The 26196-nt window shown below is 64.0% G+C and carries 22 protein-coding genes; 18 read left to right on the top strand and 4 right to left on the bottom strand.

Features of this window, described 5'->3' with window-relative positions:
* Positions 1 to 57 precede the first annotated feature (57 nt).
* The 7 genes from KB879_RS11530 (at position 58) to KB879_RS11500 (ending at position 7328) form a co-directional block, all read left to right on the top strand.
* Positions 58 to 687 carry a transcriptional regulator gene (locus KB879_RS11530; protein WP_153954043.1) on the top strand — a complete coding sequence of 210 codons (630 nt, stop codon included), beginning with the start codon at positions 58 to 60 and terminating at the stop codon, positions 685 to 687.
* A 254-nt stretch (positions 688 to 941) separates the two neighbouring features.
* A complete protein-coding gene (locus KB879_RS11525; RefSeq protein WP_211981356.1) occupies positions 942 to 1955 on the top strand; it encodes a tripartite tricarboxylate transporter substrate binding protein in 1014 nt (337 codons plus the stop codon).
* A gap of 14 nt (positions 1956 to 1969) precedes the next feature.
* On the top strand, positions 1970 to 3721 hold the full coding sequence (locus tag KB879_RS11520) for an IlvD/Edd family dehydratase (RefSeq protein ID WP_153954045.1): 1752 nt from the start codon (positions 1970 to 1972) through the stop codon (positions 3719 to 3721).
* 12 nt (positions 3722 to 3733) lie between these two features.
* A complete protein-coding gene (locus KB879_RS11515; RefSeq protein WP_153954046.1) occupies positions 3734 to 4681 on the top strand; it encodes an NAD(P)-dependent oxidoreductase in 948 nt (315 codons plus the stop codon).
* 89 nt (positions 4682 to 4770) lie between these two features.
* Positions 4771 to 5556: an SDR family oxidoreductase gene (locus KB879_RS11510; RefSeq protein WP_153954047.1), complete on the top strand. Its 786-nt coding sequence runs from the start codon at positions 4771 to 4773 to the stop codon at positions 5554 to 5556.
* Positions 5557 to 5630: 74 nt separating this feature from the next.
* The gene (locus KB879_RS11505) at positions 5631 to 6566 is read left to right on the top strand and encodes a dihydrodipicolinate synthase family protein (RefSeq protein ID WP_211981354.1); all 936 of its coding nucleotides are present in this window, start codon (positions 5631 to 5633) and stop codon (positions 6564 to 6566) included.
* A gap of 30 nt (positions 6567 to 6596) precedes the next feature.
* Positions 6597 to 7328: a ribonuclease activity regulator RraA gene (locus KB879_RS11500; protein ID WP_153954049.1), complete on the top strand. Its 732-nt coding sequence runs from the start codon at positions 6597 to 6599 to the stop codon at positions 7326 to 7328.
* Between the two features lie 51 nt (positions 7329 to 7379).
* Here the strand turns inward: KB879_RS11500 and KB879_RS11495 are convergent, their stop codons facing one another.
* Positions 7380 to 8261, bottom strand: a complete 882-nt coding sequence (locus KB879_RS11495) for a LysR substrate-binding domain-containing protein (RefSeq protein ID WP_153954050.1) — start codon at positions 8259 to 8261, stop codon at positions 7380 to 7382.
* A 203-nt stretch (positions 8262 to 8464) separates the two neighbouring features.
* Between KB879_RS11495 and KB879_RS11490 the strand changes: the two genes are divergently transcribed.
* The 5 genes from KB879_RS11490 (at position 8465) to KB879_RS11470 (ending at position 14348) form a co-directional block, all read left to right on the top strand.
* Positions 8465 to 9490, top strand: a complete 1026-nt coding sequence (locus KB879_RS11490; RefSeq protein WP_153954051.1) for a tripartite tricarboxylate transporter substrate binding protein — start codon at positions 8465 to 8467, stop codon at positions 9488 to 9490.
* A 45-nt stretch (positions 9491 to 9535) separates the two neighbouring features.
* Positions 9536 to 11080 carry a UxaA family hydrolase gene (locus tag KB879_RS11485; protein WP_211981352.1) on the top strand — a complete coding sequence of 515 codons (1545 nt, stop codon included), beginning with the start codon at positions 9536 to 9538 and terminating at the stop codon, positions 11078 to 11080.
* A gap of 37 nt (positions 11081 to 11117) precedes the next feature.
* A complete protein-coding gene (locus tag KB879_RS11480; protein WP_211981350.1) occupies positions 11118 to 12059 on the top strand; it encodes an SMP-30/gluconolactonase/LRE family protein in 942 nt (313 codons plus the stop codon).
* A gap of 81 nt (positions 12060 to 12140) precedes the next feature.
* Positions 12141 to 13433, top strand: a complete 1293-nt coding sequence (locus KB879_RS11475) for an MFS transporter (protein WP_211981349.1) — start codon at positions 12141 to 12143, stop codon at positions 13431 to 13433.
* A gap of 105 nt (positions 13434 to 13538) precedes the next feature.
* Positions 13539 to 14348 carry an NAD(P)-dependent oxidoreductase gene (locus tag KB879_RS11470; protein WP_211981348.1) on the top strand — a complete coding sequence of 270 codons (810 nt, stop codon included), beginning with the start codon at positions 13539 to 13541 and terminating at the stop codon, positions 14346 to 14348.
* 403 nt (positions 14349 to 14751) lie between these two features.
* Here the strand turns inward: KB879_RS11470 and KB879_RS11465 are convergent, their stop codons facing one another.
* A complete protein-coding gene (locus KB879_RS11465) occupies positions 14752 to 15726 on the bottom strand; it encodes an IS5 family transposase (RefSeq protein WP_116386451.1) in 975 nt (324 codons plus the stop codon).
* A gap of 280 nt (positions 15727 to 16006) precedes the next feature.
* Here KB879_RS11465 and KB879_RS11460 point away from each other — a divergent pair, with 280 nt between their 5' ends.
* The 6 genes from KB879_RS11460 to KB879_RS11435 all read left to right on the top strand — a co-directional run bounded on the left by KB879_RS11460 (position 16007) and on the right by KB879_RS11435 (position 23686).
* Complete coding sequence (locus KB879_RS11460) at positions 16007 to 16753, top strand: hypothetical protein (RefSeq protein ID WP_211982366.1); 747 nt, start codon at positions 16007 to 16009, stop codon at positions 16751 to 16753.
* A 16-nt stretch (positions 16754 to 16769) separates the two neighbouring features.
* The gene (locus tag KB879_RS11455; RefSeq protein ID WP_153954060.1) at positions 16770 to 17690 is read left to right on the top strand and encodes a 2OG-Fe(II) oxygenase; all 921 of its coding nucleotides are present in this window, start codon (positions 16770 to 16772) and stop codon (positions 17688 to 17690) included.
* A gap of 19 nt (positions 17691 to 17709) precedes the next feature.
* Positions 17710 to 18792 (top strand): GntR family transcriptional regulator, encoded by a 1083-nt coding sequence (locus KB879_RS11450; protein ID WP_371827399.1) that lies wholly within the window; start codon positions 17710 to 17712, stop codon positions 18790 to 18792.
* Positions 18793 to 19030: 238 nt separating this feature from the next.
* Positions 19031 to 20611: a gamma-glutamyltransferase family protein gene (locus KB879_RS11445; protein WP_153954087.1), complete on the top strand. Its 1581-nt coding sequence runs from the start codon at positions 19031 to 19033 to the stop codon at positions 20609 to 20611.
* A 105-nt stretch (positions 20612 to 20716) separates the two neighbouring features.
* On the top strand, positions 20717 to 21991 hold the full coding sequence (gene oxlT, locus KB879_RS11440; RefSeq protein ID WP_153954061.1) for an oxalate/formate MFS antiporter: 1275 nt from the start codon (positions 20717 to 20719) through the stop codon (positions 21989 to 21991).
* A 150-nt stretch (positions 21992 to 22141) separates the two neighbouring features.
* Positions 22142 to 23686 (top strand): amidase family protein, encoded by a 1545-nt coding sequence (locus tag KB879_RS11435; RefSeq protein ID WP_211981347.1) that lies wholly within the window; start codon positions 22142 to 22144, stop codon positions 23684 to 23686.
* Between the two features lie 264 nt (positions 23687 to 23950).
* On the opposite strand, the gene KB879_RS11430 is transcribed toward KB879_RS11435, so the two are convergent.
* Together KB879_RS11430 and phnE are read right to left on the bottom strand one after the other, a co-directional pair.
* Entirely contained in the window at positions 23951 to 24931 is a 981-nt protein-coding gene (locus tag KB879_RS11430; protein WP_153954063.1) for a tripartite tricarboxylate transporter substrate binding protein, read from the bottom strand.
* Between the two features lie 236 nt (positions 24932 to 25167).
* Positions 25168 to 26190 (bottom strand): phosphonate ABC transporter, permease protein PhnE, encoded by a 1023-nt coding sequence (gene phnE, locus KB879_RS11425; protein ID WP_114135014.1) that lies wholly within the window; start codon positions 26188 to 26190, stop codon positions 25168 to 25170.
* Between the last annotated feature and the right edge of the window lie 6 nt (positions 26191 to 26196).

The raw sequence follows: 26196 nt of genomic DNA, 5'->3' as shown, positions 1-26196 counted from the left end.
AGGAGTCGCCGGGCCGTTTCTTTGACGTAATATCTTGATTTTAGATATTATTTCCAAATGAAAAAACTTTCGGCGGAGCAGCAAGCGCTGCTTGAACAAATTGAGCAGGTCGCGCAGGGTCTCGGCGAGACCCTGGCACCGTTCTGTGAAGTCGTTGTACATGACCTGCTGCATCCAAAGCAGGCCATCCTGGCGATCCACAACAATCTATCGGGCCGCAAGGTTGGCGATCCGGCCACAGAACTCGGTATCGCACGCATTGCCGATCCGGAGTTTCCGCAAGTCATCGCGAACTACGCGAATCAGTTCGCCGATGGCCGCCAGGCAAAGAGCACGTCCATAGGCATCAAGGATTCGAGTGGTCGCTACGTGGCGGCCTTGTGCATGAATGTAGACCTGACGCTTTTCCGAGGCTTGCAAAATGCGCTGAACCAGTTTGGCAGCGTCGGCTCTGCTGCAGGTGTGAGCGAATCGCTCGATCCGGCCGGCGCCGAGGCCATCAGGCGCCGCATTGACCAGTTCGCTGCGCGGCTTGCGACCACGCCCCGTTCCCTCAAGGCGCAAGAGCGTCGCGCACTGATGCGCGAGCTCAAGGAGTCGGGCTGTATGGAGGTGCGCCGAGCCATGGAGATCGTCGCGCAGCATCTGGGCGTCTCGCGAGCCTCGGTGTACAGCTATGCTAAGTGACGCTGGCCTGCTGCCCGGCTCGTTTCCGCATTCATTCCGCTAACGCGGGTTACGCCAAGCGTAGCCCCCCAAGCCGGCCTCGGCCAGGGTCGGCCCGTTTAGCAGCGAGCGGCCCTGGGGGGCCGCGGAAACCAAAATAATCTTTTGGTTAATCGGTCTGGAGATCGCTTTTTTTCGCCTTCCGTCTTCGTCAAACTCCGTGCATGACGCATCCCCGGCTGTGGGTGCGCTGACAACAAGAGACCGGAGACGACATGGATTTCCCTACCACCAATGCGACTCGTCGCACCCTGCTGCGGGCAGGGCTGTTGGCCCTCACCGCCATGGCCGCTTTCACCAGTGCCCCGGCCGCGTTCGCGGCCTATCCGGACAAGCCGATCCGGCTGGTCGTGCCTTATCCGCCGGGCGGCGCCACCGACGTGATCGGCCGCATCGTTGCCACCCGCCTGGGCGAAGTGCTGGGTCAGCAGGTGGTGGTTGACAACCGGGGCGGCGCGGGCGGGAACATCGGCGCGGAAGTGGTCGCCCGCAGCGCGCCAGACGGCTATACGTTGCTGATGGGCGCACTGACCTCCCATGCAACCATGGCGACCCTGGAAAAAGGGCACTTGCGTTACGACATCCTCAAGGACTTCGCCCCGGTGATGGTCGTTGGCTCGGTGCCACTGGTCGTGGTGGTCAATCCGAGGGTGCCGGTCAAGACGCTCCAGGAACTGGTCAGCTACGGCAAGGCCAATCCCGGCAAGCTTAACTACGCCTCTTCCGGTGCCGGCGCCCCGCAGCGCATGGCGGCTGAGATCTTCAAGAAAGAGGCCAATATCGACATGACCCACGTGCCGTACAAAGGCAGTGGTCCAGCCATGACAGACCTGGTGGCCGGGCAGGTCAACATGATGGTGGAGACGGTGCCGGCCGCGCAGCCGTTCATCAAGGCAGGCCAGTTGCGCGCGCTTGCCGTGGCAGCACCCAAGCGCATCTCGATGCTGCCGGACGTGCCGGCTGCCGCAGAGAGCGGCATGCCTACCCTGGACGTCAGCTCCACCTTCGGCGTGCTGGCACCGGCGGGCACGCCCGCGCCGGTGGTTGAGCGCCTGAATGCGGCGCTGGCCAGGATTCTGGCATTGCCCGACGTCAAGGCACAGTTCCTGAAACAGGGTGTCTATGCCTTGCCGCCAACCAGCCCTGAAAAATCGGCCGAGCGCTTGCGTACCGAAGTCACACGCTGGGAGAAGGTCATCACCGACGCCCATATCAATTCCGATAGCTGAACCGACCACGAACCATGACCACCAATAAACCCAAAGGACCGGACGCTTCCTCCGGGGATACAGGCCTGCGCAAGGGACTGACCAACTATGGCGACCTTGGGTTCTCGCTGTTCCTGCGCAAGGCGTTTATCAAGGGCTCGGGCTATACCGATGCAGCACTCGACCGCCCGGTGATCGGTATCGCCGATACCGGCAGCGCATTCAACCCGTGCCACGGCAACATGCCGCAGCTGATCGATGCGGTGAAGCGCGGCATCATGCTTGCCGGCGGGCTGCCGATGGAATTCCCGACCATCTCCATCCACGAGAGCTTTGCCGCGCCGACCAGCATGTATCTGCGCAACCTGATGTCGATGGATACGGAGGAAATGATCCGCGCCCAGCCGATGGATGCGGTGGTGCTGATCGGCGGCTGCGACAAGACCGTGCCTGCGCAGCTGATGGGCGCGGCTTCTGCCGGTGTGCCCGCGATCCAACTGGTTACTGGCGCGATGCTGACGGGTTCGCACCGCAGCGAGCGGGTCGGTGCTTGCACCGACTGCCGCCGCTATTGGGGCAAGTTCCGCGCCGGGGAAATCGACGCGGAGGAAGCCTCGCAGGTCAACAACCAGCTGGTGGCCAGCGTCGGCACCTGCTCGGTGATGGGCACCGCCAGTACCATGGCCTGCCTGGCCGAAGCGATGGGCATGAGCCTTCCAGGCAGCGCCACGCCGCCGGCCGTGACCGCCGACCGCATCCGCATTGCCGAGGAAACCGGCGCACGTGCCGTGGCGATGGCACACGAGCGCCTGACTATCGACAGCATCCTGACGCCGGCCGCGTTCGAGAATGCCATGCGCGTGCTGCTGGCCATCGGCGGCTCGACCAACGGCATCGTGCACCTGGCGGCCATCGCGGGTCGCATGGGCCTGGATATCGATATGCAGGCGCTTGACCGCATGGGCCGCGAAACCCCGGTGCTGCTCGACCTGAAGCCGAACGGCCAGCACTATATGGAGGACTTCCACAAGGCCGGCGGGATGGCCACCTTGCTGCGTGAACTGCGCCCGCTGCTGCGCCTCGATGCGCTGACCGTCACGGGGCGCACGCTGGGCGAGGAGATAGACAATGCCGGCCCGGGCTTCGCGCAGGATGTGGTGCGCAGCTTCGACAACCCGATCTACCCGCAAGGCGGCATTGCCGTGCTCGCCGGCAACCTGGCGCCTGGCGGCGCCATCATCAAGCAGTCCGCGGCGAGCGCGGAGCTGATGGAGCACGAGGGCCGCGTGGTGGTGTTCGAGAACGCGCAGGACCTGATCGAGCGCATCGACCTGGACGACCTCGACGTGAGCGCCGATGACATCCTGGTGCTGAAGAACATCGGCCCCAAGGGCGCGCCCGGCATGCCCGAGGCCGGCTATATCCCGATCCCGCGCAAGCTGGCGCGGGCCGGTGTCAAGGACATGGTGCGGATTTCCGACGGACGCATGAGCGGCACCGCGTTCGGTACGGTGGTGCTGCATGTGACCCCCGAAGCCGCCGTGGGCGGGCCGCTGGCGCTGGTGCAGACTGGCGACCGCATCCGCCTGAGCGTGAGCCGCCGCGAGCTGGCCCTGCTGGTATCGGATGAGGAACTGGCGCGCCGCCGCGCGGCCGCCCCGGTGGTTGAGCCGAGCGCGCCGCGCGGCTACCTGAAGCTGTTCCTGCAGACCGTGACGCAGGCCGACCAGGGCGTCGACTTCGACTTCCTGCGCGCGCCCGAAACGCGCGGCAAGGCACCTGAGTAAGAAGGGGGGGACATGACAAGCGATACACGTGAGCCCGTGCTGCGCATCGGCGTCTTTGAAGCTGCGCAGCAAGACGCGATCGACGCCGCATTCCGCTGCGTCTCCGAGGCCGAGATTGCGGCTGACGCCGGCTTGCGCGGCGCGGTGCGCGCCATCGTCACGCGCAGCAATTACCAGGTACCTGCGGCGGTGATAGACAGCCTGCCTGCGTTGCGGGTGATTGCGACTTCCGGCGTGGGCTACGACGGCATCCCCGTCGCCCATGCCGCCAGGCGCGGCATCGTGGTCACCAACACGCCCGGGGTGCTGGACGCGGCCGTCTGCGAACTCGGCATCGGCCTGTTGCTGGCGCTGCTGCGCCGGATTCCCGCCGCCGATCGCCATGTGCGCGGCGGCGCCTGGCGCGAGGACGACTTCCCGCTCACCACCAGCCTGGCCGGCAAGCGCGTCGGCATCATCGGGCTCGGTCGCATCGGCACGGGCATTGCGCAGCGGCTGGCGCCCTTCGGCGTGGAGCTGGCCTACACCGGCACGCAGCGAGCAAGCCTGCCATACCGCTATTGCGAGAGCCCCATCGCGCTGGCTGCGTCGGTGGACATCCTGCTCCTCACCTGCCGTGCGACCGAACAGAATCGCCACCTGGTCGATGCCGCGTTACTGGCTGCGCTGGGGCCGGACGGCTACCTGCTCAATCTGGCGCGCGGCAGCGTGGTCGACGAGGCGGCACTCTGCGAGGCCCTGCAAGCCGGCACGATCCGGGGCGCGGCGCTCGATGTGTTCGAGTTCGAGCCGTTGGCCGATTCGCCGCTGACCGCGCTGCCCAACGTGTTGCTGTCTCCGCACGCGGGTACGGCCACCCGGGAAACGCGCGCGGTGATGCTGCGGCTGATGCTGGACAACGTGCAAGCCGTGCTGGCAGGGCGAACGGCGCTGACGCCGGTGGCGGTGGCGGTGGCGTGAGGGCGGGCCCTGGCGCGGCAGCTCAATCGAGCGCGCGGCGAACGTAATTTGTCAATCCAGGCGTTTCAAGATATTCAAGCGAGGTATTCATGCAACTAGGAATCGAAGGCAAGGTAGGACTGGTGCTGGGCGGCGGCGGCGGCCTGGGCAGCGCCATCGCGCTGGCGCTGGCGGCGGAGGGTGTGAAGGTCGTGGTCGCCGATGTCAATGAGGAAGCGGCAAGCCGCACCGTGGCAACGATCGTCGCCAAGGGGGGCACGGCGCTTGCGCGCACCTGGGATCTGGCGGACCTGGCGTCGATCGAGACCCATGTCGCCGCCATCGAGGCCCAGTTTGGCCAGGTCGATATCCTGGTCAACAATACCGGCGGCCCGCCGCCCACCACCGCGTTCGGCCAGGAACCGGCACTGTGGCGCAAGCACTTCGAAAGCATGGTGCTGTCGGTGATCGCGATCACCGACCGGGTGCTGCCCGGCATGCGGGCCAGGCAGTGGGGGCGCATCGTCACCAGCACCTCGTCCGGCGTGGTCGCGCCGATTCCGAACCTGGGCATTTCCAATGCGCTGCGCCTGTCGCTGGTGGGCTGGTCCAAGACCCTGGCGCGTGAAGTCGGCCGAGACGGCGTGACGGTCAATATCGTGCTGCCGGGGCGCATCGCCACCGACCGCATCCGCTTCCTGGATGAAGTCAAGGCCGGCCGCGAGCAGCGCCCGGTGGAGGAGGTGTCGGCTGAAAGCACCGCGGCCATCGCGGTGGGCCGCTACGGCCGCCCGGAGGAATATGCCGATGCGGTGACGTTCCTGGCCAGCGACCGCGCCGGCTATATCACCGGCTCCACCATCCGCATCGACGGCGGCCTTATCCAGAGTATCTGAGGCTCGCGGGAACTGCCCCCCGCGCCCCGGCACGACCGACCCGACCCAACACCAGCTTTCGCGGAGACCCAAAGATGCTGTTGACCGCTGACGCCAAGGGCGTCTTCCCCATCGCGCCCACTCCATTCCTGGACGACGGATCGATCGACGTGAGTTCGATCGATCGTTTGATGGACTTCTATCTCGGCTGCGGCGCGACCGGCGTGACCGTGCTCGGCCAGCTCGGCGAAGCGCCCAAGCTCGAGCACGCCGAGTCGATCGACGTGGCCGCGCGCATGATCCGGCGCGCGGGCGGGCTGCCGGTGGTGGTCGGGGTCTCGGCGCCGGGTTTCGCCGCCATGCGCGCGCTGACGCGCGAGGTGATGGACCTGGGTGCGGCCGGCGTCATGATCGCGCCGCCCAACACGCTGCGCACCGACGACCAGATCGTCGGCTACTACCGGCAGGCGGTAGACGCGATCGGCGCCGACGTGCCGTTCGTGCTGCAGGACTATCCGCTGACGTTCTCGGTGCAGATGACGCCCGGCGTGATCCGCCGCATCGTCGGCGAGTTGCCCTCGTGCGTCATGCTCAAGCACGAAGACTGGCCCGGCCTGGAAAAGATCTCCGCCCTGCGCGCTTTCGAGAAGGACGGTTCAATGCGGCACATCTCCATTCTTTGTGGAAACAACGGGCTGTTCCTGGACTATGAAATGGAGCGCGGCGCGGATGGCGCCAATACCGGCTACAGCTTCCCCGATATGCTCTGCGACCTGGTGCGCTTGTCGGCCCAGGGCGAGCGCGAGGCCGCGCACGATCTCTTCGATGGCCACCTGCCGCTGCTGCGCTATGAGCAGCAGCCCGGTGCCGGCCTGGCCGTGCGCAAGTACGTGATGATGCGCCGTGGGCTCCTCGCCTCCGCGGCGCAGCGCAAGCCAGCGGCGGCCATGTCGGCGACGGCCCGGCACGAAGTGGAGCATCTGCTGCGGCGTCTCGCAAGGCATGACTCGCGCGCGGCACTGGCAGATTAATCCCCAAACCAAATGCAACAAGGAAACATCATGGCGACCACATCGCTTCCCCTCGACGAAAGTGTGATCAAGGCGCTGCAAGGCGTGACCACCGCAACCCTGACCACCGTGCTGCTCAAGCATGGCCTGCGCAACGTCTGGCTGCGCGGCACGCGGCCTCTGGCACCCGGACAGCCGCGCCTGGTCGGCCGCGCTTTTACCTTGCGCTTCGTGCCCGCGCGCGAAGACCTGGCCACGCCGGCCTCCTGGGGTTCGCCGATTTCCACGCGCGCGGCCATCGAGGACATGCCGGCCGGCTGCATTGCGGTGGTGGGCGCCCTGGGTGTGACCGATGCAGGCATCTTCGGCGATATCCTGTGCGCGCGCCTGCGCAAGCGCGGCGTGGCCGGGCTGGTGACCGACGGCGTGGTGCGCGATGTGGCTGGGGTGCTGGGCACGGGATTGCCGGTATGGTGCCAGGGCGCAGCGGCACCCGCTTCGGTCGCCGGTCTCACTTTCGTCGGCTGGCAGGAACCCATCGACTGCGGCGGCGTTGCGGTGTTCCCCAACGATGTCATCGTGGTGGACCAGGACGGCGCGGTGCTGATTCCCGCCGCCATGCTTGACGAAGTGATTGCCGCCTCGGTGGAACAGGAGCGCCTGGAGGGCTGGATCATGCAGGAAGTGGAGCGCGGCATGCCGTTGCCCGGCTTGTATCCGCCCAATGAGGAGAACAAGGCGCGGTACAAGGCCTGGACGGAAGGCGAAGGCGCGGGCCGCTAAACGCTGTGGGCGCCAACGCGCGCCCGCGCCGTCATTGCGGCGGCCGCGCGTTCAGGTTCCCCGTGCACGCCGCGAGGCCATGCCGAACTCCAGGAATGCCTGCGACAGGGCGGCGTGCGCGCCGTGTGGCGACCACAGGAACCCCACCTTGCGCACCGGCGCCCGCCCGGGCAGCGGGATCCGCGCCACCTTCAGGCCCTCGGGCCATGGCGGCGTCCAGTCCGGCACCAGCGAGACGCCGATGCCCTGGTGGACCAGGGTGGCGATGGCATTGAGCGCATCGATCTCCAATCGCTCCTGCGGCACGATGTTGTGCTCCTGCAGGTAGCGGTCTGCCACCATGCCGCCCCACACGGCGCGGTCATAGCGAATGAACGGCTCGCCGGCGAGCAGGTCATGCGCGCCGCGGCCGGCCATGGCCTGCGATGCCAGCACGATGAACGGTTCTTCCACCAGCACTTGCCAGGCGAATGCCTTGGGAATCGTGAACTGCGGTGCCACGATGATGCCAGCGTCCAGTTCACCCGAGACGATGCGCCGGTACAGGTGCGAAGAGGCGCCTGGCTCCACGTAAATCTTCAGCTGCGGATGCGCCGTGTAGAGCCCTTCCAGTATCGGCGGCAACAGGCCGGTCAACGACGAAGTCGACACGCCCAGCCGCAGTTCTCCCACCAGGCTGTCGTCATGCGCCACCGCGCTCAGGTCGCGCACGTCGCGCACCACCGCGCGCGCCTTGGGCAGGATGCGCAAGCCCCCCTGGGTCGGCAGCACCGTGCGGCCCGCGCGCTGAACCAGCGGGGTATCCAGCGCGTCCTCCAGCGCCTGGACCCGCGCCGCAATGGCGGCTGCCGTGAGGCCCAGGCGACGCGCGGCTTCCGCGAAGGAACCGTACTCGACCACGGCGACAAAACTCTGCAGGTAGCGGGTGTCCATAACAAAAAAATTCTATTGATTGAACAAGGCGGTCAATGCTGTTTTTGCATTCTGCCAGTTTCTAAAATCTGTCTCAAATCAAATCAGGATTCCGCAGGAAACAACGCGGCCTGAATCGATAACAGGAGCATCGCCCCATCCGTGGACAAAGATCTGCGATGGACGAGTGCTGAAAGCAGGACATAACAACCAGGAGACAGTCCATGCCCACCACGCCCCCAACCACGCCCGTCAGCCGCCGGGTCAGCGATGAGCGCCGCCGCATTGTGCTCTGCGCGTCGATTGCCGGCATCGTCGCGACACTCTGCGCCGCGCCTTCAGGCGCGGCCGACGCCTATCCGACCAAGACTATCCGCATCGTGGTGGGCTTCGCCCCCGGCGGCGGCGCCGACATCGTGGCCCGCGAACTTGGCGCCCAGCTCGCCAGGCAAACCGGCCAGACTGTGATCGTCGATAACCGGCCCGGCGCCACCGGCACCATCGCGGCGGCCAACCTGGCCCAGTCGGCCGCCGACGGCTATTCGATCATGCTGGCGTCGCAGTCGACCATGGTCATCGCGCCGAGCATGTATGCAAAGCTGCCCTTCGATCCGCTGAAAGACTTCATGCCGGTGACGCAAGTGGTGTCGATGCCGCTGGTGATGGTGGTGCACCCGTCGGTGCAGGCCAGTACGGCGCGGGACGTGATCGCGCTCGCGCGCGCCGGCAAGCTGAGCAGCTATGCCTCGTCGGGCCTTGGCGGCCCGCAGCACATTGCCGGTGCGCTGTTCGATTCGATGGGTGGCATCGGCCTGACGCACGTGCCTTACAAGGGTGAGTCGGCGGCGCTGACCGACGTGATGGCGGGCACGGTGCCGGTGATGTTTGCCAACGTGCCGGTGGCTGCGCCGTTCATCAAGAGCGGCAAGCTCAAGGCAATCGCGGTGTCCAGTCTCGCGCGCGCCCAGGCGCTGCCGCAGGTGCCGACGCTGTCGGAAGGGGGGCTGAACCGCTTCGAGGTGCTGACCTGGTATGGCCTGTTCGTGCCTGCCAGGACGCCCAGGGCCATCGCCAGCAAGATCAGCGACGAAGTCAGCGTAGCCCTGAAGGATCCTGGGCTGCGCGCCAAGTTCGCCGAGCAGGGCTTCACTATCCTCGGCACCAGTCCCGAACAGTTTGGCAAGTTCATGGCCACCGAAGTCCCCAAGTGGGCCAGCGTGGTGAAGAGCGCCGGCATCCAGCCCGAGTGAGCGGCGCCTGGCCTTTATCCGATTCCGCAATCCAGGAAAAGTAGTATGGAAACCCAGAAGAAGAGCATCATCGGACCTTGCATCCGCCTGCATCCCGCGGACAACGTGTTGGTAGCCCGCATGAACGTGGCCATCGGCGCGCAAGTGCCGGGGGAAACCTGGGGCGTGCGCAGCCAGGTGCCCGCCGGCCACAAGATCGCCGCCCGCTTGATCAAGGCCGGTGAGCCGATCCTGAAGTACAACGTGTGCATCGGTTTTGCCGCGGCCGATATCCAGCCGGGCAGCTACGTGCATTCGCACAACGTCAGCTTCCAGGAATACGAGCGGGACTACGCCTTCGGCCGCGACTACCAGCCCGTGGTCCCGGTCGAGGCCGGCCGGCAGGCGAGCTTCGACGGCATCGTGCGCGCCGACGGCCGGGTGGGCACGCGCAACTATCTCGGCATCCTTTCCACGGTGAATTGCTCGGCTACCGTTGTACGCAAGATAGCGGAGTGGTTCACGGCGGAGCGGCTGGCAGATTTCCCCAACGTCGATGGCGTGGTGGCGTTCAGTCACTCGCTGGGCTGCGGCATGGAGATGTCCGGCGAGCCGATGGATCTGCTGCGCCGGACCATGGCCGGCTATGCGCGCCACGCCAACCTGGGCGCCGCGCTGATCGTGGGGCTGGGCTGCGAACGCAACCAGCTCAACGGCCTGCTCGACACGCAGTCTCTGCAACCTGGCCCCTTGCTGCGTACCTTCGTCATGCAGGAAAGCGGCGGCACGCGCCAGACCATTGAGGCCGGCATTGCCGCGGTCATGGAACTGCTACCGCAAGTCAATCGCGTGGAGCGCCGTCCGGTGCCGGCCAGCCACCTGACCGTGGGCCTGCAGTGCGGCGGCTCGGACGGGTTTTCGTCCATCACCGCCAATCCGGCGCTGGGCGCGGCCGTGGATCTGCTGGTGCACCACGGCGGCACCGCCATCCTGTCGGAGACGCCGGAAATCTATGGGGTGGAGCACACGCTGACGCGCCGTGCCGCCAGCCGCGCAGTCGGCGAGAAGCTGCTGGAACGCGTGCGCTGGTGGAAGGAGGACTATTCCGTCGGACGCGATGTGCAGATCAACGGCGCCGTCAGCCCGGGCAACCAGATGGGCGGCCTGGCCAACATCTTCGAGAAGTCACTGGGCTCGTCGATGAAGGGCGGTACAGGTCCGCTGATGGAGGTGTACCGCTACGCCGAGCCGGTCACGCAGCACGGGCTGGTATTCATGGACACGCCGGGCTACGACCCGGTCTCGGCCACCGGCCAGATCGCCGGCGGCGCCAACCTGATCGCCTTTACCACCGGACGCGGCTCGATGTTCGGCGCCAAGCCTGTCCCCAGCGTCAAGCTGGCCACCAATTCGCCGATGTATCGCCGGCTGGAGGAAGACATGGACCTGAATTGCGGCACGATTCTCGACGGCGAGAAAACCATTGAGCAGGTCGGCGAAGAGATCTTCCAGTTGATGCTGCGTACCGCTTCGGGCAAGGCGTCGAAGAGCGAACTGCTTGGGCTCGGGGACAACGAATTCGTGCCCTGGCATATCGGCATCATGAGCTGATTTCCGACATACGGGAACAGCCAGAAGGAAAGTAGTCATGTGGCAACCAAGTGCACGCTACCCCGATCCCCGCATCCAGGTGCTGGAACCGGAGTTCGAGAAATACCGGATCGCCTACGCCGCCGTGGAGCAGATCGCAACTGGATTCCGCTGGGCGGAAGGGCCAGTCTGGTTCGGCGATGGCCGCTTTTTGTTGTGGAGCGACATTCCGAATAACCGGATGATGAAGTGGGAAGAGGAGACTGGCGCGGTCAGCGTGTACCGGCAACCATCCGGCTACGCCAATGGCAACACGCGCGACCGGCAAGGGCGGTTGATCACATGCGAGCACGGCGGCCGCCGCGTTGTGCGCACCGAATATGACGGCAGCCTCACGGTGCTGATCGACAGCTTTGAGGGAAAGCGCCTCAATTCGCCCAACGACGTCGTCGTCAAATCCGACGGCTCCATCTGGTTCACCGATCCGCCCATGGGGATACAGGGCAATTACGAAGGTCGCGCCGCGACCCCGGAACTGCCGCATTCGGTCTACCGGATCGACGCCGGCTCGGGCTCGCCGACCGTCATGACAACGGAACTGAAGGGGCCTAACGGCCTGTGCTTCTCGGCCGACGAGCGCATCCTGTACGTCATCGAGTCGCGCGGGACGCCCGGGCGCAAGATCTGGACCTATGACGTCGTCGACAGTGGCACGCGCATCGCCAACGGAAGGATCCTGCTTGATGCGGGCGCAGGAACCCTCGACGGTATGCGCTGCGATGTTCACGGAAACCTCTGGTGTGGCTGGGGCATGGGCAGCGACGATCTTGACGGCGTCATGTGCGTGTCACCCGCAGGAAGACTGATCGGGCGCATCGCACTTCCGGAACGCTGTGCCAATCTTTGTTTTGGCGGACCAATGCGCAATCGCCTCTTTATGGCTTCTTCCCAGTCGATCTATGCCTTGTATGTCAACACGCAAGGCGCCGTCGGCGGCTGAATCTCAGTCTTTTGGCACTCAATTAATTCGCAAATAATTTTTTGTAATTTTATTTACAAATAGTATAGGTTTTTGGAGGCAATGATGTCTGGAAAGTATCGCTATGTAGTAGCCGGGTTACTATTTTCGGCCGGGATGATCAACTACATGGATCGCGCAGCGCTGGGCGTCGTTGCACCGATTATTAGCAAAGAGCTGGACATTTCCCCGTCGGAGCTCGGCATTGTCTTTAGCAGCTTCTTTTTTGGCTATTCCATCTTTGCTTTTGTCGGCGGACATCTTGCCGACCGCTACGGGCCCAAGCGCGTTTTTTCCTGGGCGATGGGCGGCTGGTCACTGGTGTGTGGACTCACCGCCGCCGTGACCGGCTTCACGACCCTGCTGGTGACGCGTGCGCTATTTGGTTTCGGCGAAGGGCCGATGAATTCGACCACCAACCGGACCATTACCAACTGGTTCCCGCGTAGTGAAACCGGCCGAATGATCGGCTTTTCCTTCTCGGGGCAAACGCTCGGCAGTGCCATTGCCGGCCCGATTGTGGGACTGGTGGCAATCGCTTTCGGGTGGCGTATTTCCTTTGTCGTGATTGCGCTGATTGGCTTGATCTGGATCGTCTTCTGGCGCTTCTTCGTTACCGATAGCCCGGTACAGAGCCGCCGTGTGGGCGCGGACGAATTGCGTCTGATCGAAGAGAGCCGCAGTGCCGCGCACCCAGCCGACGACGGCGACCGCGGAACGACGCTGCGCGAGCATCTGTTCAAGCCCAGCGTACTGGCGCTGGGCACCGGCTTGTTTGCCGTGAACTACACACTGTTCATTTTTGTATCGTGGCTGCCGAGCTATTTCACCAATGCCCTGCACCTTGACCTGAAACAGATGAGCATGCTGAGCACGATTCCCTGGGCGTGCGGCGCAATCGGCTATTTCGGCGGCGGCCTCGTGGGCGATTTCATCTACAAGCGCATGAAGAACCCGCTGAATGCACGCAAGCTCTCTGCGGTCGTGCCGCTCGCCTTGTCCGCAGTCGCCATGCTCGTAGTGAGTTTCGCTACGCAGACAGCGACAGCAGTGGCTCTGGTGGCGGCTGCGGTGCTGTTCCTGACCGCCGCCTCTCAGTCTTGCTGGGCCCTGATGCACGAACTCGTTCCGGGGAAGCATCTGGGCGGCGTCAGTGGCTTTGTGCACCTCATGGGCAATATCTCCGGCATCATCGGCCCCACCGTAACAGGCTTCGCGGTTCAGTACTTCGGAGGCTACGGCAGCGCCTTCGCGCTTGGCGCAACCATCGACGTGGTGGGCGTACTGGCCATGGTATTCGTGATCAATGGCCGCGCCACACAGAGTCAACCGGCGGTGAGCAGGTCCGCTGCATAGCTTGCGTTCACCGCTGCCTCAGCAAGGATGGCGGCTGTCCATCCTTCCCGTCAGAGGTGCCGGCTTGCATAAGCAGGCCGACCACACACCATTTAGGATAAGTACATGAAGCGGATTTTGATTACCGGTGCTGCCGGCCACATCGGCCGTGCGCTGCGCAAAGGGTTGCAAGGGCAGTACGAACTGATACGGCTTGCCGATGTCGCATCCCAGGCGCCTGCCGCTGCCGGCGAGGAAGTCGTGACGGCTGACATTACCGACATCGAACAGCTAGCGCATGCGATGCAGGGAATCGATTGTGTCGTTCACCTGGCCGGCATTCCCGACGAGGACACATGGGACCGTATTCGCCGCCTGAACATTGAAGGCTGCTACAACGTGTTCGAGGCGGCCCGCATGGCTGGCGTCAAACGCGTGATTTTTGCCAGCTCGAATCATGCTGTTGGCTTTCATCGCCGTGATCGGATGATCGATGACCGAGTCATGCCGCGACCGGACAGCCGCTATGGTCTGTCCAAAGTATTTGGCGAAGCGCTTGGCCGTCTCTACGCGGACAAATATGGCCTGTCAGTGGCTTGTCTGCGTATCGGGTCATTCCGTCCAGACGACCAACCCACGGTGGAACGCCACCTTTTCTCTTGGATCAGTCATCGAGACATGGTGCAGTTGACGCGCCGGGCGATAGATGCTCCGAAGTACCACTTCCTGATCGCATATGGCGTGTCCGCCAATGCCAGAAATCGTTGGGACAACGCCAACGTACGCTTCCTTGGCTATGTACCAGAGGATGATGCGGAGCGATCCGGTGCTGGCGTCCTGGAATCCGGTGTCCGTGAGGATAAGCGCGAAGCTCTGTTCCACGGCGGTTTTGGTTGTCTTGTCGAATTTGCGGGACGGCTTGAGGATATCGATTGAACGTGTACTGTTGGGTCGATAATCGCCTCGGTATGGTGTCTTCCTTGATACGCTCGCTATCTTTGAACGGGCACTGCGCGTCGCTCCTCCGGGCCATGCCCCGCACTGACTGAGCTGAACGCGCATTGGCTCAGTCCGCTATTGCGCAGTCCCGCCGCCACCCCGTTGATGGTGCGGCGGGATTGAAGCTGAGCCGCCCGCTGCTGCAGCGCAATTCGCGCTCACGCACAATCTGCATACGTCAATACATCCTTAAGGCTACGCTGAATAAGCTGCTGATTTTTTGTGGAGCGGTTCGACGCGGAGCCTATTCGCTTTGAAAAATGGCTCTGATGACGAGATTTTGGCTTGCTGCGCCCCCCAACGGGGTGTGTTGGCGAGGCGCTCGCCCCGCACTCGCCCTTTATGGGCGGACTGCTCCCATCAGATGTCCTCGGCTCAGGTAAAGATTGGCCAGCGCCAGGGCCGTGAAGGCCCGGCCGGCATTCTTTTTCAGGCCGCGGTAGCGGACTTTGGTGAAACCCCACAGGCGCTTGACCACGGCAAAGACATGTTCGACCCGGGCACGGATCTTCGATTTGTTTCGGTTCTTCCCGCGTTGCACCTCGTCAATCTGGCCGTTCTTGCGGGTACGCTGATTGGTGAAGTCCTTGGCGTGGGGAGCTTTCGATGCGATCAGCTCCTGCTGACTGGCGTAGGCACTATCACCATAGACGCGCTGTTCCTGCCCATGCAGTAACTGGGGTAGCGCATGCTTGTCGTGGACATTGGCCGGCGTCACGACTGCCGAATGGGCCAACCCACTCTGGCTGTCCACGCCGATGTGCAGCTTCATCCCAAAGAACCACTGTTGTCCTTTCCGGGTCTGATGCATCTCGGGGTCGCGCGCCTTCTTTTCGTTCTTCGTCGAACTGGGGGCACCGATGATCGTGGCATCCACAATGGTGCCGGTTTTCAGTTTCACGCCGCTGGCTTGCAGGATCCGGCCTACCTCAGCGAATAGCCGCTCCGCAAGCTGGTGCTTTTCTAACAGGCGGCGAAACTTCAGCAGCGTGGTGGCATCCGGCACAGGTTCACGACCCAGGTCAATCCCAACGAAGCGGCGCAGGCTGGCGCTGTCATACAGCGCCTCTTCGCAGGCCAGATCCGCCAGGTTGAACCAGTGCTGCAAAAAGTGGATGCGCAGCATCCGCTCCAGGCCAATGGGCGGCCGGCCGTTGCCGGCCTTCGGATAGTACGGCTCGATCACCGCGCACAACGCCGCCCACGGCACGATCGTCTCCATCGTCGCCAGAAATGCCTCACGTCGCGTCGGCTTACGGTATTGCTCGAATCCAGCCCCTTGATCTGCACCCGCTGCCAACGTCATCTGCTTCATGTTCTTCTCTTTGCGCTCTTGATCCCTCACATAACGCTCTTCCTCATGAAGCGGAGGACTTAATCAGCATTGCCTTAACACCGCGCCGCCGGATCCAGGCGGCGGCGCGTCCCTCCGCAATGCGTCGTCCCGTCTCCGGTCCTTTTTGTGCTAACTGCACCTCGACACAGAATTGTCATGTCGTCATCTAATACTGGTCGCGCCTCACGCAAGAACAACTCCCTCACATTATTCCGACCGCCTTGATCAAAAGGGCAGGTCCCAACATTCTGGACCAGGAATGGCAACGTTCCAATCAACTCGCTGTATTCTTGTTTTACCCGCGGTCGCATCGGCCTGCATACTGACGGCATGCGGCGGAGACGGCAGCACCAGCGCTGGCACCAGCACGGACCCGGGCCAGGGCCAGGGCCAGGGCACGCAGTCCATTGCCGGCGTCGTCGCGACCAGCGGCTTCATCCCCGGCAGCGCGACCGAGCCCACGCTGAAACCCGGGTACTATCAGGGCGCCCTGGTCTGCGCTGACGCCAATGAAAACGGCAAGTGTGAGAGCGCGGAGAATCCGGCTACCACCGACGCGCATGGCGCCTTCAAGCTGAACGTCAGCGGCCCCACTTCGTTGATCGCCGATATTGGTACCTCGGCCGTGAACACGGTGACGCGCGCGCCCGTCACCAGCCGGATGGTGCTGCGCGCCTCGCTGGATCAGGTGAATGAACAGATCGGCGGGGGTGTCGTGATCAGCCCCTTGTCGAGCGAGGTGGAGCGCCTCGTCGAGGCGAACGGCACGAGCTATGCGATTGAGAAGGCCAACCTGGCCCAGCGCCTCGACGTCGGCATCGATGCGGTGCTGGCAGACATCGGCTCGGCGTCGGGGACGGCGGCCGCGCCGTGGATGCGAACGCCGGAAGCACTGCGCGCATTCCCGATGGCCGCGCGCGTGATTGAAGGGGCCGGGACGATGCAGTTGCGCGAAGGCTTCCACCTGACGACGGATGGATGGGCCCCGAACGACGATCTCAGCTGAACGGAGCCTGCCTGCCATGTCAGAGACTACGCTCGCCCTAATCAACTTCCCTCCCGCGCTGCGCGACTGGATCACGCAGGGGCTGCAGCGCGGCGGCGCGCCCGGCGAAATGGCGCAGGCCCTGGCCTCGCAGGGCTACGATCCGCTGGTCGCGCGCGAGCTGGTGGCTGCCTTCGAGCGCGCGTACCGCGACGGCGCGCCCTTGCCGCGGAACAGCATCACGGTGTCCCGCGGCAAGCCGACGGCTCCTGGCGTGCGCCTGGCGCGACTGGGACGAGGCACGCTGCTCGGCGCCACCGATCGCGAGGTACGCGTGCTGTCGCGCATGGACAATCCGGCGGTCGCCGTGCTCGAAGGCGTGCTCAGCCATGACGAATGCGACGCGCTGGTCGCGATGGCGCAGCCGCGGCTCGTGCCCTCCACTACGGTCGATCCTTCGACGGGTTTCACAGTGGTTAGCGACGAGCGCACCAGCCACGGCATGTTCTTCCGGCTGCAGGAAAACGCGCTGGTGGCGCGCATCGACCAGCGCATCTCCGCGCTGATGCGGCTGCCAGTGGAGAACGGCGAAGGCTTGCAGGTGCTGCGCTATGGCGTGGGCGCGCAAAGCACGCCGCACTACGACTTCCTGATGCCAACCAACGCGGCCAACCGGGCTTCGCTGGCGCGCAGCGGGCAACGGGTCAGCACGTTGGTCGTGTATCTCAACGATGTCGACGCCGGCGGCGAGACCACGTTTCCCGAGATCGGCTTCGCGGTTTCGCCGCGCAAGGGCAATGCGGTGTATTTCGAGTACTGCGATGCGGCCGGTCAACTCGACGGCAGGACGCTGCACGCGGGGGCGCCAGTGCAGGCCGGCGAGAAATGGGTCGTCACTAAATGGATGCGGCAGCGGCGCTTCGTGCCCGCCGGCGGAAAGGATCGTGTGTCCAGTTAGTGGCCGAGATAGAGCGCACTTGCACGATGGCGATCAACAAGCTCAGCGCAAGCATGATCGGGAACAACGGCAGCGGTGCCTTGGCCGCCTTGTCCGCTGCTTTGATGGCCTGTGCCTGCTCGCGCAGGCACAGGCCGAGGCCCGGTGCGGTCCGGCCGGTTTTCAACGTCTTCGGGATGCCCGCAAATCGGTGGTATGCTTTCGCGCACGCCACGCGTGTCGCTCTGCCGCCCGCCAAAGCGATGCCCATTTCGATGTCAGTCCGATGCGCCGCACGACGCCCCTGCCAGGCCCTTCTTCAGCTACCCAAGCAGACTCCGGCTTTCCAGGCTCTCCGCCAGAGGTACAGGAGCGCCAGGGCGGCGCGGCAATAACCGGCGAATCGTCCCGTTCGCAACGTGCCTACTTCAGCCTGCGGGACGACATCTTTGCGTTCCGGCTGTTGCCTGGCGACCGCTTTTCCGAGAACGATGTCGCGGAGCGGTTCGGCATCTCCCGTACGCCGGTACGCGAGGCGCTGCTGCGCCTGCAGTCCGAAGGACTGGTGCGCGGGCACTTCCGCAACGGCTGGGAGGTGGTGCCGATCGACCTGGCGCGCTTCGAGGCACTTTATGACCTGCGCACCTTGCTGGAGACCCATGCCGCCATGCGCCTGTGCCAGCAGCCGGTGTCGCCGCGCGTGGATCGCGCGTGCCTGGAGGTGCTGGCAGCCACGTGGCAAGTCCCGCCTGCCGAACGCCTGACCGACGGCAACCAGGTTGCCGACCTGGACGAGGCGTTCCACCGAGCCATCGTCTGCGCCGCGGGTAATCCGGAGGCAGCCGCGGTACATCAACAGGTCACGGACCGCATCCGGATCATCCGGCGCCTCGATTTTGCCTACGGCGAGCGCATCGCCCTCACGTATGAGGAGCACGCCAATATCCTCACGGCGCTGCTGGCCTGTGATGGCGCGCGGGCGGTCGAGTTGTTGACCGGCCATATCGAAGAAGGGCGCGTCGAGGTCAGCCGCCTGACCACCGAACGGCTGGAACAAGCCCGCACCAACCTCGAGCGCCCGCTTGCCACCGACGCACCGCCGCGTCGCAGGCGCTTCGGGTAAGCCCCAATATGGTGCCGTCGGCGCCATAATTTTTCCCACTTCCCGTTACCTTCCCCTGTCGGGGAATTCCCCGCTATCGCTAGCAACGCCTTGACCGGCGCGGCATCGCTTGCCCTGCAGTAGTGGCAGGGGATGGCGTGGCACAGGCCTTGCGTTGTGTTCCGTGAATTTTATGTATACATAATTTCCGGAGCACATTGTGACATTTCATCGGAACCCCATCCGCGGCAGCCGCGGCATGGCGGTCGCGCCGCACGCCCTGGCTTCGCAGAGTGCACTGGCGATCCTGCGCGAAGGCGGAAACGCCGTCGAAGCGATGATCGCGGCCGCGGCCACGATCGCGGTTGCCTACCCGCATATGAACAGCATCGGCGGCGACAGCTTCTGGCTGATCGCGCGCCCGAATGAGGCGCCCCGCGGCCTCGAAGCGTGCGGTGCGGCGGCAGGGGCTGCCAGCATCGAGCGCTACCGTGAAGCGGGCCTCGCGACGATCCCGTTCCGCGGCGGGATGGCGGCCAACACAGTCGCCGGGACGGTGTCCGGCTGGCATGCCGCGCGCACCTGGTCGCGCGAGACGCTGGGCGGGCGCATGCCGCTGTCGCGGCTGCTTGCCGATGCCATCGGCTATGCCCGCCACGGCGTTCCGGTCACGCATAGCCAGGCGGCCTGCATTGCGGCGAGGGCCCATGAGCTCTCTGGAATAACCGGATTTGCCGAGACGTTCCTGGCGGGCGGCGTGCCGCCGCTTGCCGGTGCGCGTTTTTGCCAGCCGCGCCTGGCTGCCACGCTGGAGCAACTGGCGGAAGCGGGGCTTGACGATTTCTACCGGGGCGACCTGGCCCGCAGCATTGCGCAGGACCTGGCCGCCGTCGGCAGCCCGCTCAGCCTGCAGGACCTCGCCGGACACCGCGCGGTATGGAAGGCGCCGCTGGTGCTGGCGCACTCGCGCGGCCGCGTCTATAACATGCCGCCACCCACTCAGGGGCTGGTGTCGCTGCAGATCCTGGGCCAGCTGGACCGCCTGCTCGATCTGCTGCCGGCGAGCGCCATGGCATCGACTGGCGCGCCCTACGTCCATGCCTGTGTCGAGGCAACCAAGCAGGCCTTTCTGGCCCGCGACCGCCATATCACCGATCCCGCGTACATGGACGTGGATCCACGGGACCTGCTTGCGCCGGCCTGGCTCGATGCCGCGGCCGCGCGGGTCCGGCCCGACCAGGCGCTGCCGTGGGGAGAGGGCATGGGGCCAGCGGATACGGTCTGGATGGGCGTGGTCGACGCGGAGGGCGTCGCGGTCAGCTTTATCCAGAGCATCTATCACGAGTTCGGCAGCGGCGTCGTGCTGCCTGCCTCCGGCATCAACTGGCAGAACCGCGGCTGCAGCTTCTCGCTGGATCCCGCCGCGCGCAACCCGCTGATGCCGGGGCGCAAACCGTTCCACACGCTGAACCCGGCCCTGGCGCGCCTGGCCGACGGCCGCACGCTGGTCTACGGAAACATGGGCGGCGACGGCCAGCCCCAATCGCAGAGCGCAGTGTTCTCGCGCATCGTGCATTTCGGCATGAACCCGCAGGCCGCGATCGACGCCCCCCGCTGGCTGCTGGGCCGCACTTGGGGCCAGACCACCGACACGCTCAAGCTCGAGTCGCGCTTTCCGCAGGCGACCTGCGACGCTTTGCGCACACTTGGCCACGAGATCGAGCTCTTGCAGCCGTATGACGAAACCATGGGCCATGCCGGCGCCATCGTGCTGCACCCCAGCGGGCTCTACGAAGGTGGCGCCGATCCCCGCAGCGATGGCGCCGTTGCCGCCTGGTAATCCGCGCCGGGATGCCGCTTGCCAATGCGCCTCGCGCGGCAGGTCCCGGTCTTCTACGCAGTTCCCCTTGTCCGATCCCCGAAGCTGGTCTGAAGGAGTAGTCCGATGAATACCGTTGCAGAGAACGCATCAACAGGTACCGCCCTAGCCTTGCCGGCGGCGCGCGAGCGCTGGATACAACTGGCGCTTGGCATGCTGTGCATGATGGCGATTTCCAGCCCGCAGTATGTCTGGACGCTGTTTACAAAACCGCTGGCCGCCAAGCTGGGGGTTCCGCTGTCTGAGTTGCAGGTCACGTTCTCGTTGCTGATCGTGCTGCAGACATTCTTCTCGCCGTTCCAGGGCGCGCTGATTGAACGCTTCGGGCCGCGCCGGCTGATTGCGCTTGGCACGGTGCTGTCGGGACTGAGCTGGGTACTGGCGGCGCAAACGCACAGTGTGGGGCTGCTGTACCTGACCTATGGCGTCGTGGGCGGCCTGGGCACGGGCATTGTCTACGTCGGGGTCGTCGGGCAGATGGTGCGCTGGTTCCCGGACCGGCGCGGGCTTGCCGTGGGCATGGTCGCAGCGGGATACGGCATGGGTGCCATCGCCACGACCTTTCCGATCGCCTCGGCACTGGCCCAGAAGGGACTGGAGGCCACGTTGTGGCAGTTTGGCCTTCTCTTTGCCGTGATCGGCTTCGTTGCCTCGCAAGGTCTTCGTTCGCCGCAGGGCGTGGTGCTGCCCGAACATATTGCGACGCGCACCGGTGCCAGGGCCGCCGCCGACGTCCCAACCCGCGAGATGCTGCGCACGCCGCTGTTCTGGCTGCTCTTTGCCATGATGACGATGATGTCCACCTCAGGACTGATGGTGACATCGCAGATGGCGACCTTCGCGAAGGACTTCGGCGTTGCCGGCGTGACTGTGCTCGGCATGGCCGCGCTGCCGCTGGCGTTGACGCTGGACCGGTTCACCAACGGACTGACGCGCCCGCTGTTTGGCTGGGTATCCGACCGCTGGGGCCGGGAGAACACCATGTGCTTCGCCTTCGCGCTGGAAGGCGTGGCGATGGCGCTGTGGCTGCTGACGCGCGAGAATGCGGTGCTGTTCGTGCTGCTGTCCGGCGTGGTGTTCCTGGGCTGGGGTGAGATCTTTTCGCTCTTTCCTTCCACGCTGACCGATACCTTCGGCACGCGCTATGCCACGACCAACTACGGCTGGCTCTATATCTCCCAGGGCATCGGGTCGATCCTGGGCGGACCGCTCGCTGCGCTGATGCACGAAAAGCTCGGTAGCTGGATGCCCGTGTTTGGTGTTGCCATCACCCTCGACATTGCGACTGCATTGCTCGCGATCGCGGTTCTCAAGCCGGCACGGCGACGGTATCTCAGATAACAGCTGGCTGGCGATCCTGATTTCTCTTTCATAACGATCAAAAATTTTCACCATGCCAGCCTCGATTGGCGGGCTGTACTTCAGAACCATCTGACCTTATCTATGCGCTTAAAAAGATATTCTTTCGGGATCCGATTCGCGGCAAATGCGATGGCATTACTTTCTGGAATCCTGCCATTCACGGCATATTCTGCCGAGAAATCCTTCAATATTATGGAGTCTTCGGTCGCAGACATTCATCAAGCGCTGAGGAGCGGAAGCCTGAGTTGCCATGGGCTGGTCCAGCGATATCTGGACCGGATTCACGCATATGACAAGCAAGGTCCCGCCTTGAATGCCATGCTCTACATGAATCCAGATGCGCTGGCCCAGGCAGATGAAATGGATCGCGAATTCCACCGCAGCGGAAAATTGAAACCACTGCAGTGCATCCCAACGGTGCTGAAGGACAATTACAACACGGCCGACATGCCGACCACCGCTGGCTCGGCTTCGCTGGCGGGTTCGCGGCCCACTGAAGACGCATTCGTGGTGGGCCGGCTGAAGCGGAGTGGCGCCGTGATTCTCGGCAAGACCAATCTTCAGGAATTCGCGCTGGGCGGGGTGACGGTCAGTTCGTTGGGCGGACAGACCAAGAATCCCTACGACCTCAAACTGACCCCGGGCGGATCGAGCGGCGGCACCGGGGCGGCACTGGCTGCCAATTTCGCCGCCATCGGCACCGGCTCGGATACGGCAAATTCGCTGCGCTCCCCGGCTTCCAACAATAGCCTAGTGTCGATTCGGCCTACGCTTGGACTGGTCAGCCGCTCGGGTATTGTGCCGGTTTCCTTCACGCAGGACGAGGCAGGCCCGATCACGCGTTCGGTGGCTGATGCCGCCCGCATGCTGGACGTCATGGCGGGGTACGATCAAGCCGATCCGGTGACCGCAATGAGCTGGGGCCATATCCCCGGGACCTATACGGCATACCTGGATAAAAACGGACTGAAAGGCGTGCGCATCGGTGTGATGCAATCCCTGTTCGGGACCGGGACCGATCACGAGGAAGTCAATCGCGTCATGGCACATGCGATTGACGTGCTGAAGAAAAAGGGAGCGGTCATGGTACCGGTCTCGACACCCGAGCTGGATACCGACAAGCTGAACGGCCAGCTCGATGTTCAGAAATACGAATACAAGAGCGTCATGAACCAGTACCTGAAGGATGTCGGAAGCAAGGCTCCCGCACATTCGCTGGACGACATCGTCGCCAGTGGGAAAACGCATCCGAGCCTGATCAAATTCCTGCAGTCCGCCAAAGGCATCGAGAATGGCCTGAATGAGCCTGATTACAAGGACCGGCTGGTAAAGATCGACGCGCTCAAGATCCGGCTTGCCAACGTGATGGCGGAGAACCACCTCGATGCCATGATCTATCCACATCAGAAGCGGCTGCCCGTGCCGATCGGAGAGTATGACCAAAGAGAACGCAACGGCATTCTGGCTTCGCTGACCGGATTCCCGGCAGTGGTGGTGCCTGCCGGGTTCTCTTCTCCCACCGAGGAGGCCCCGCGCGGCGTGCCCGTCGGCCTGGAGTTTCTCGGTCGCCCGTGGAGCGAACCGCAACTCATCCGATACGCGTATGGTTTCGAGCAGGCGGCCCGCGCACGCAAGATGCCTGCTTCCACCCCGGGCCTGGCGCGCAACGACTGAGAATCCGCTTTTATCAAAGAGATGGCCCGCTCTGGTGCGCTCCGCCTGGCGCCTGCAAGAGCGCGGCCTGTCCCTTATGCCAACGGCGCTTGCCGGCGGAAATCGCGCCCAGCACGCCTGAGGAGTTCCTGGACCTCTCCCGCCGCGAGACGGTCAAGTGGGCCAGGATCGTGAAATTCTCCGGTGCCAGGATCGATTAAAGGAAATCCCCGTAAGTATTTGCTGCCGGCGTGGTCCCCGATGGCGTGTGCATGCCCGCTGCGTTCAGTTCAGGTGCACGTTTGCGGCTTTTACGAGTTTGCCCCACTTTGCTACGTCGTTTTGCATCAGTGCCGCCAGCTGCTTCGATGTGCCACCTTCCAGGATGACGCCCTGACTTGCCAGCTGCGAAACCAGGTCCGGAGATGCAACGGCCTTTTGCACCTGCGCGTTGAGCAGCTCCACGATCTCCTTCGGCGTGCCGGCCGGTGCCAGTAGCGCGAACCAGTTCTTGGCTTCGAATCCCGGCAACCCGGCTTCGCTCAGCGTCGGGATATCTGGACTCGTGGGCAGGCGCTTGGTCCCGACCACCCCCAGTGCCTTGAGCTTGCCGGCTTTCACCAGCGGCATGGACGACGGAACGCTGTCGAAGAACACCGAGACATTGCCGGCAAGCAGATCGGACATGACGTTATTGCTGCCCTTATAAGGGACATGCAGTATGTCGACACCCGTGGATATCTTGAACATTTCCAGTTCAAGGTGCGACAGCGTGCCGTTTCCCTGCGAAGCGGCGCTCAACTGCCCGGGCCTGGCTTTGGCCAACGCGATCAGTTCTTTCACCGAATTCGCCGGGACCGAAGGGTTCACGACCAGCATATGGGGTACATGGCCTACCAGCGATATCGGCGTGAAACTCTTCAGGATATCGAAGCTGAGTTTGCTGTAGAGGTTGGATGCGATGGCAAGCGAACCGGACGCCAGTAGCAGTGTGTAGCCATCGTGCGCCGCCTTGGCGACGACGTCTGCGCCGATGGTGCTGCCTGCACCAGGCCGGTTCTCCACCGTCACTGGCTGACCCAGTCCTTCAGACAACTTCTGGGCAATCGCTCTACCCAGGACATCCGTTGCACCGGCCGGCGGAAATGGGACCACCAGTCTGATTGGCTTGGATGGATATGCCTGCGCCTGCGCAGTACCAGCACCGAAAGCCAGTACGCAAATGGACAGCGCCAGGGCTGCCCCACGTACAACTACTTTCTTCATCGGACGCTCCCGAAAGATCAAACTCCACTGAGGCTGCAACCAGTTTGCAGCGGCAGCATCCGACGCAACGTCCGTGCCAGATCCTCTGCGGCCATGGGCCCTCATGGAGTTCGCTCACATGTGCACCACCTGCTTCGTCAGGCAGCGATGAGCCTGCGTATTCCGGGATGCGCGATCGACGATTTCGGCGGGTGAGTCTGGCCTCGGTTTTTGCCAAGGACGGCGTTGGCATGGACTCATATCAATCTCGCGCGCACGCGTGCCGAGAACTGGTCGAGCAGGAACACCACGATGAAGATCGCAATCAGGATGGTGGCAACATGGCCGTACTGGAACATGTCGAAGCGGCCTTTGAGTTCCTGTCCGATTCCGCCGGCGCCGACCAGTCCGATGACAGTCGCCATGCGAACGTTCCGATCCAGGATGTAGAGCGTATAGGCCGTGTATTGCGGCAGTACCTGCGGCATTACCGCGTACCACAGCGTCTTGAGTTTTCCCGCGCCGATGGCTTCCAGCGCCTCCTGTGGCTTGTTGTCGGCGTGCTCGATGTCCTCCGCGTAGAACTTGCCGAGAAAGCCGGCCGCATGCAGGCTCAGCGCCAGCACGCCGGCGATCGGACCGAAGCCGTAGGCCAGGACCAGGAACAGGGCGACGATCAGTTCCGGCGCAGACCGCAACAGGCTGATCGAGGCGCGCGCCAGCGTGTAGGTGAACCGGTTCGGCGTGTAGTTGCGCGCGGCGAGGCAGGCCAGCGGCATCGACAACAGGACCGACAGCACGGTGCCCCAGATGGCGATCTCGACGGTCTCAACCATCTTCACGAAGACGGTCCACAAATAGCCCATCGGCCTGACCAGGTACTCGGTGCGCTCCAGCCTGGTTTCCCATTGCAGGGATTGCGGATTCAGGTGCTGTTCGCGGTTCTCCTGGATTTCGATATGGGAGAACATGGGCAAGTGCCGGCGATCGAGCCCGGGCAAGCGCGCCACTTCTTCCCTTTCGCCAAGCGCCGGGGGCCACATCGACTCGGCCACGCGCGACAGGCCGCGCACCACCTGCGAGTCAGGGCTCAGGCCAAGCAGGTTGCCCACGGCTTGCCCCGTCATGGTCACCATGCGGTCCATTTCGGTGCGCTGGCCGGTATAGAGCAAGGCCGCCAGCAATGCCAGCACGATCAGCAAATGGCGCGCACTGTAAGGTTGGTCGAGTTTCCAGTCGGCTTGCGTGCCGGGAATGGCTGGATGGGCGGGATTGTTCATGGCGGA

The sequence above is a fragment of the Cupriavidus sp. KK10 genome (assembly GCF_018223725.1).
Classification (GTDB): Bacteria; Pseudomonadota; Gammaproteobacteria; order Burkholderiales; family Burkholderiaceae; genus Cupriavidus; species Cupriavidus necator.
This window is presented reverse-complemented; position numbering and strand designations above follow the sequence as displayed.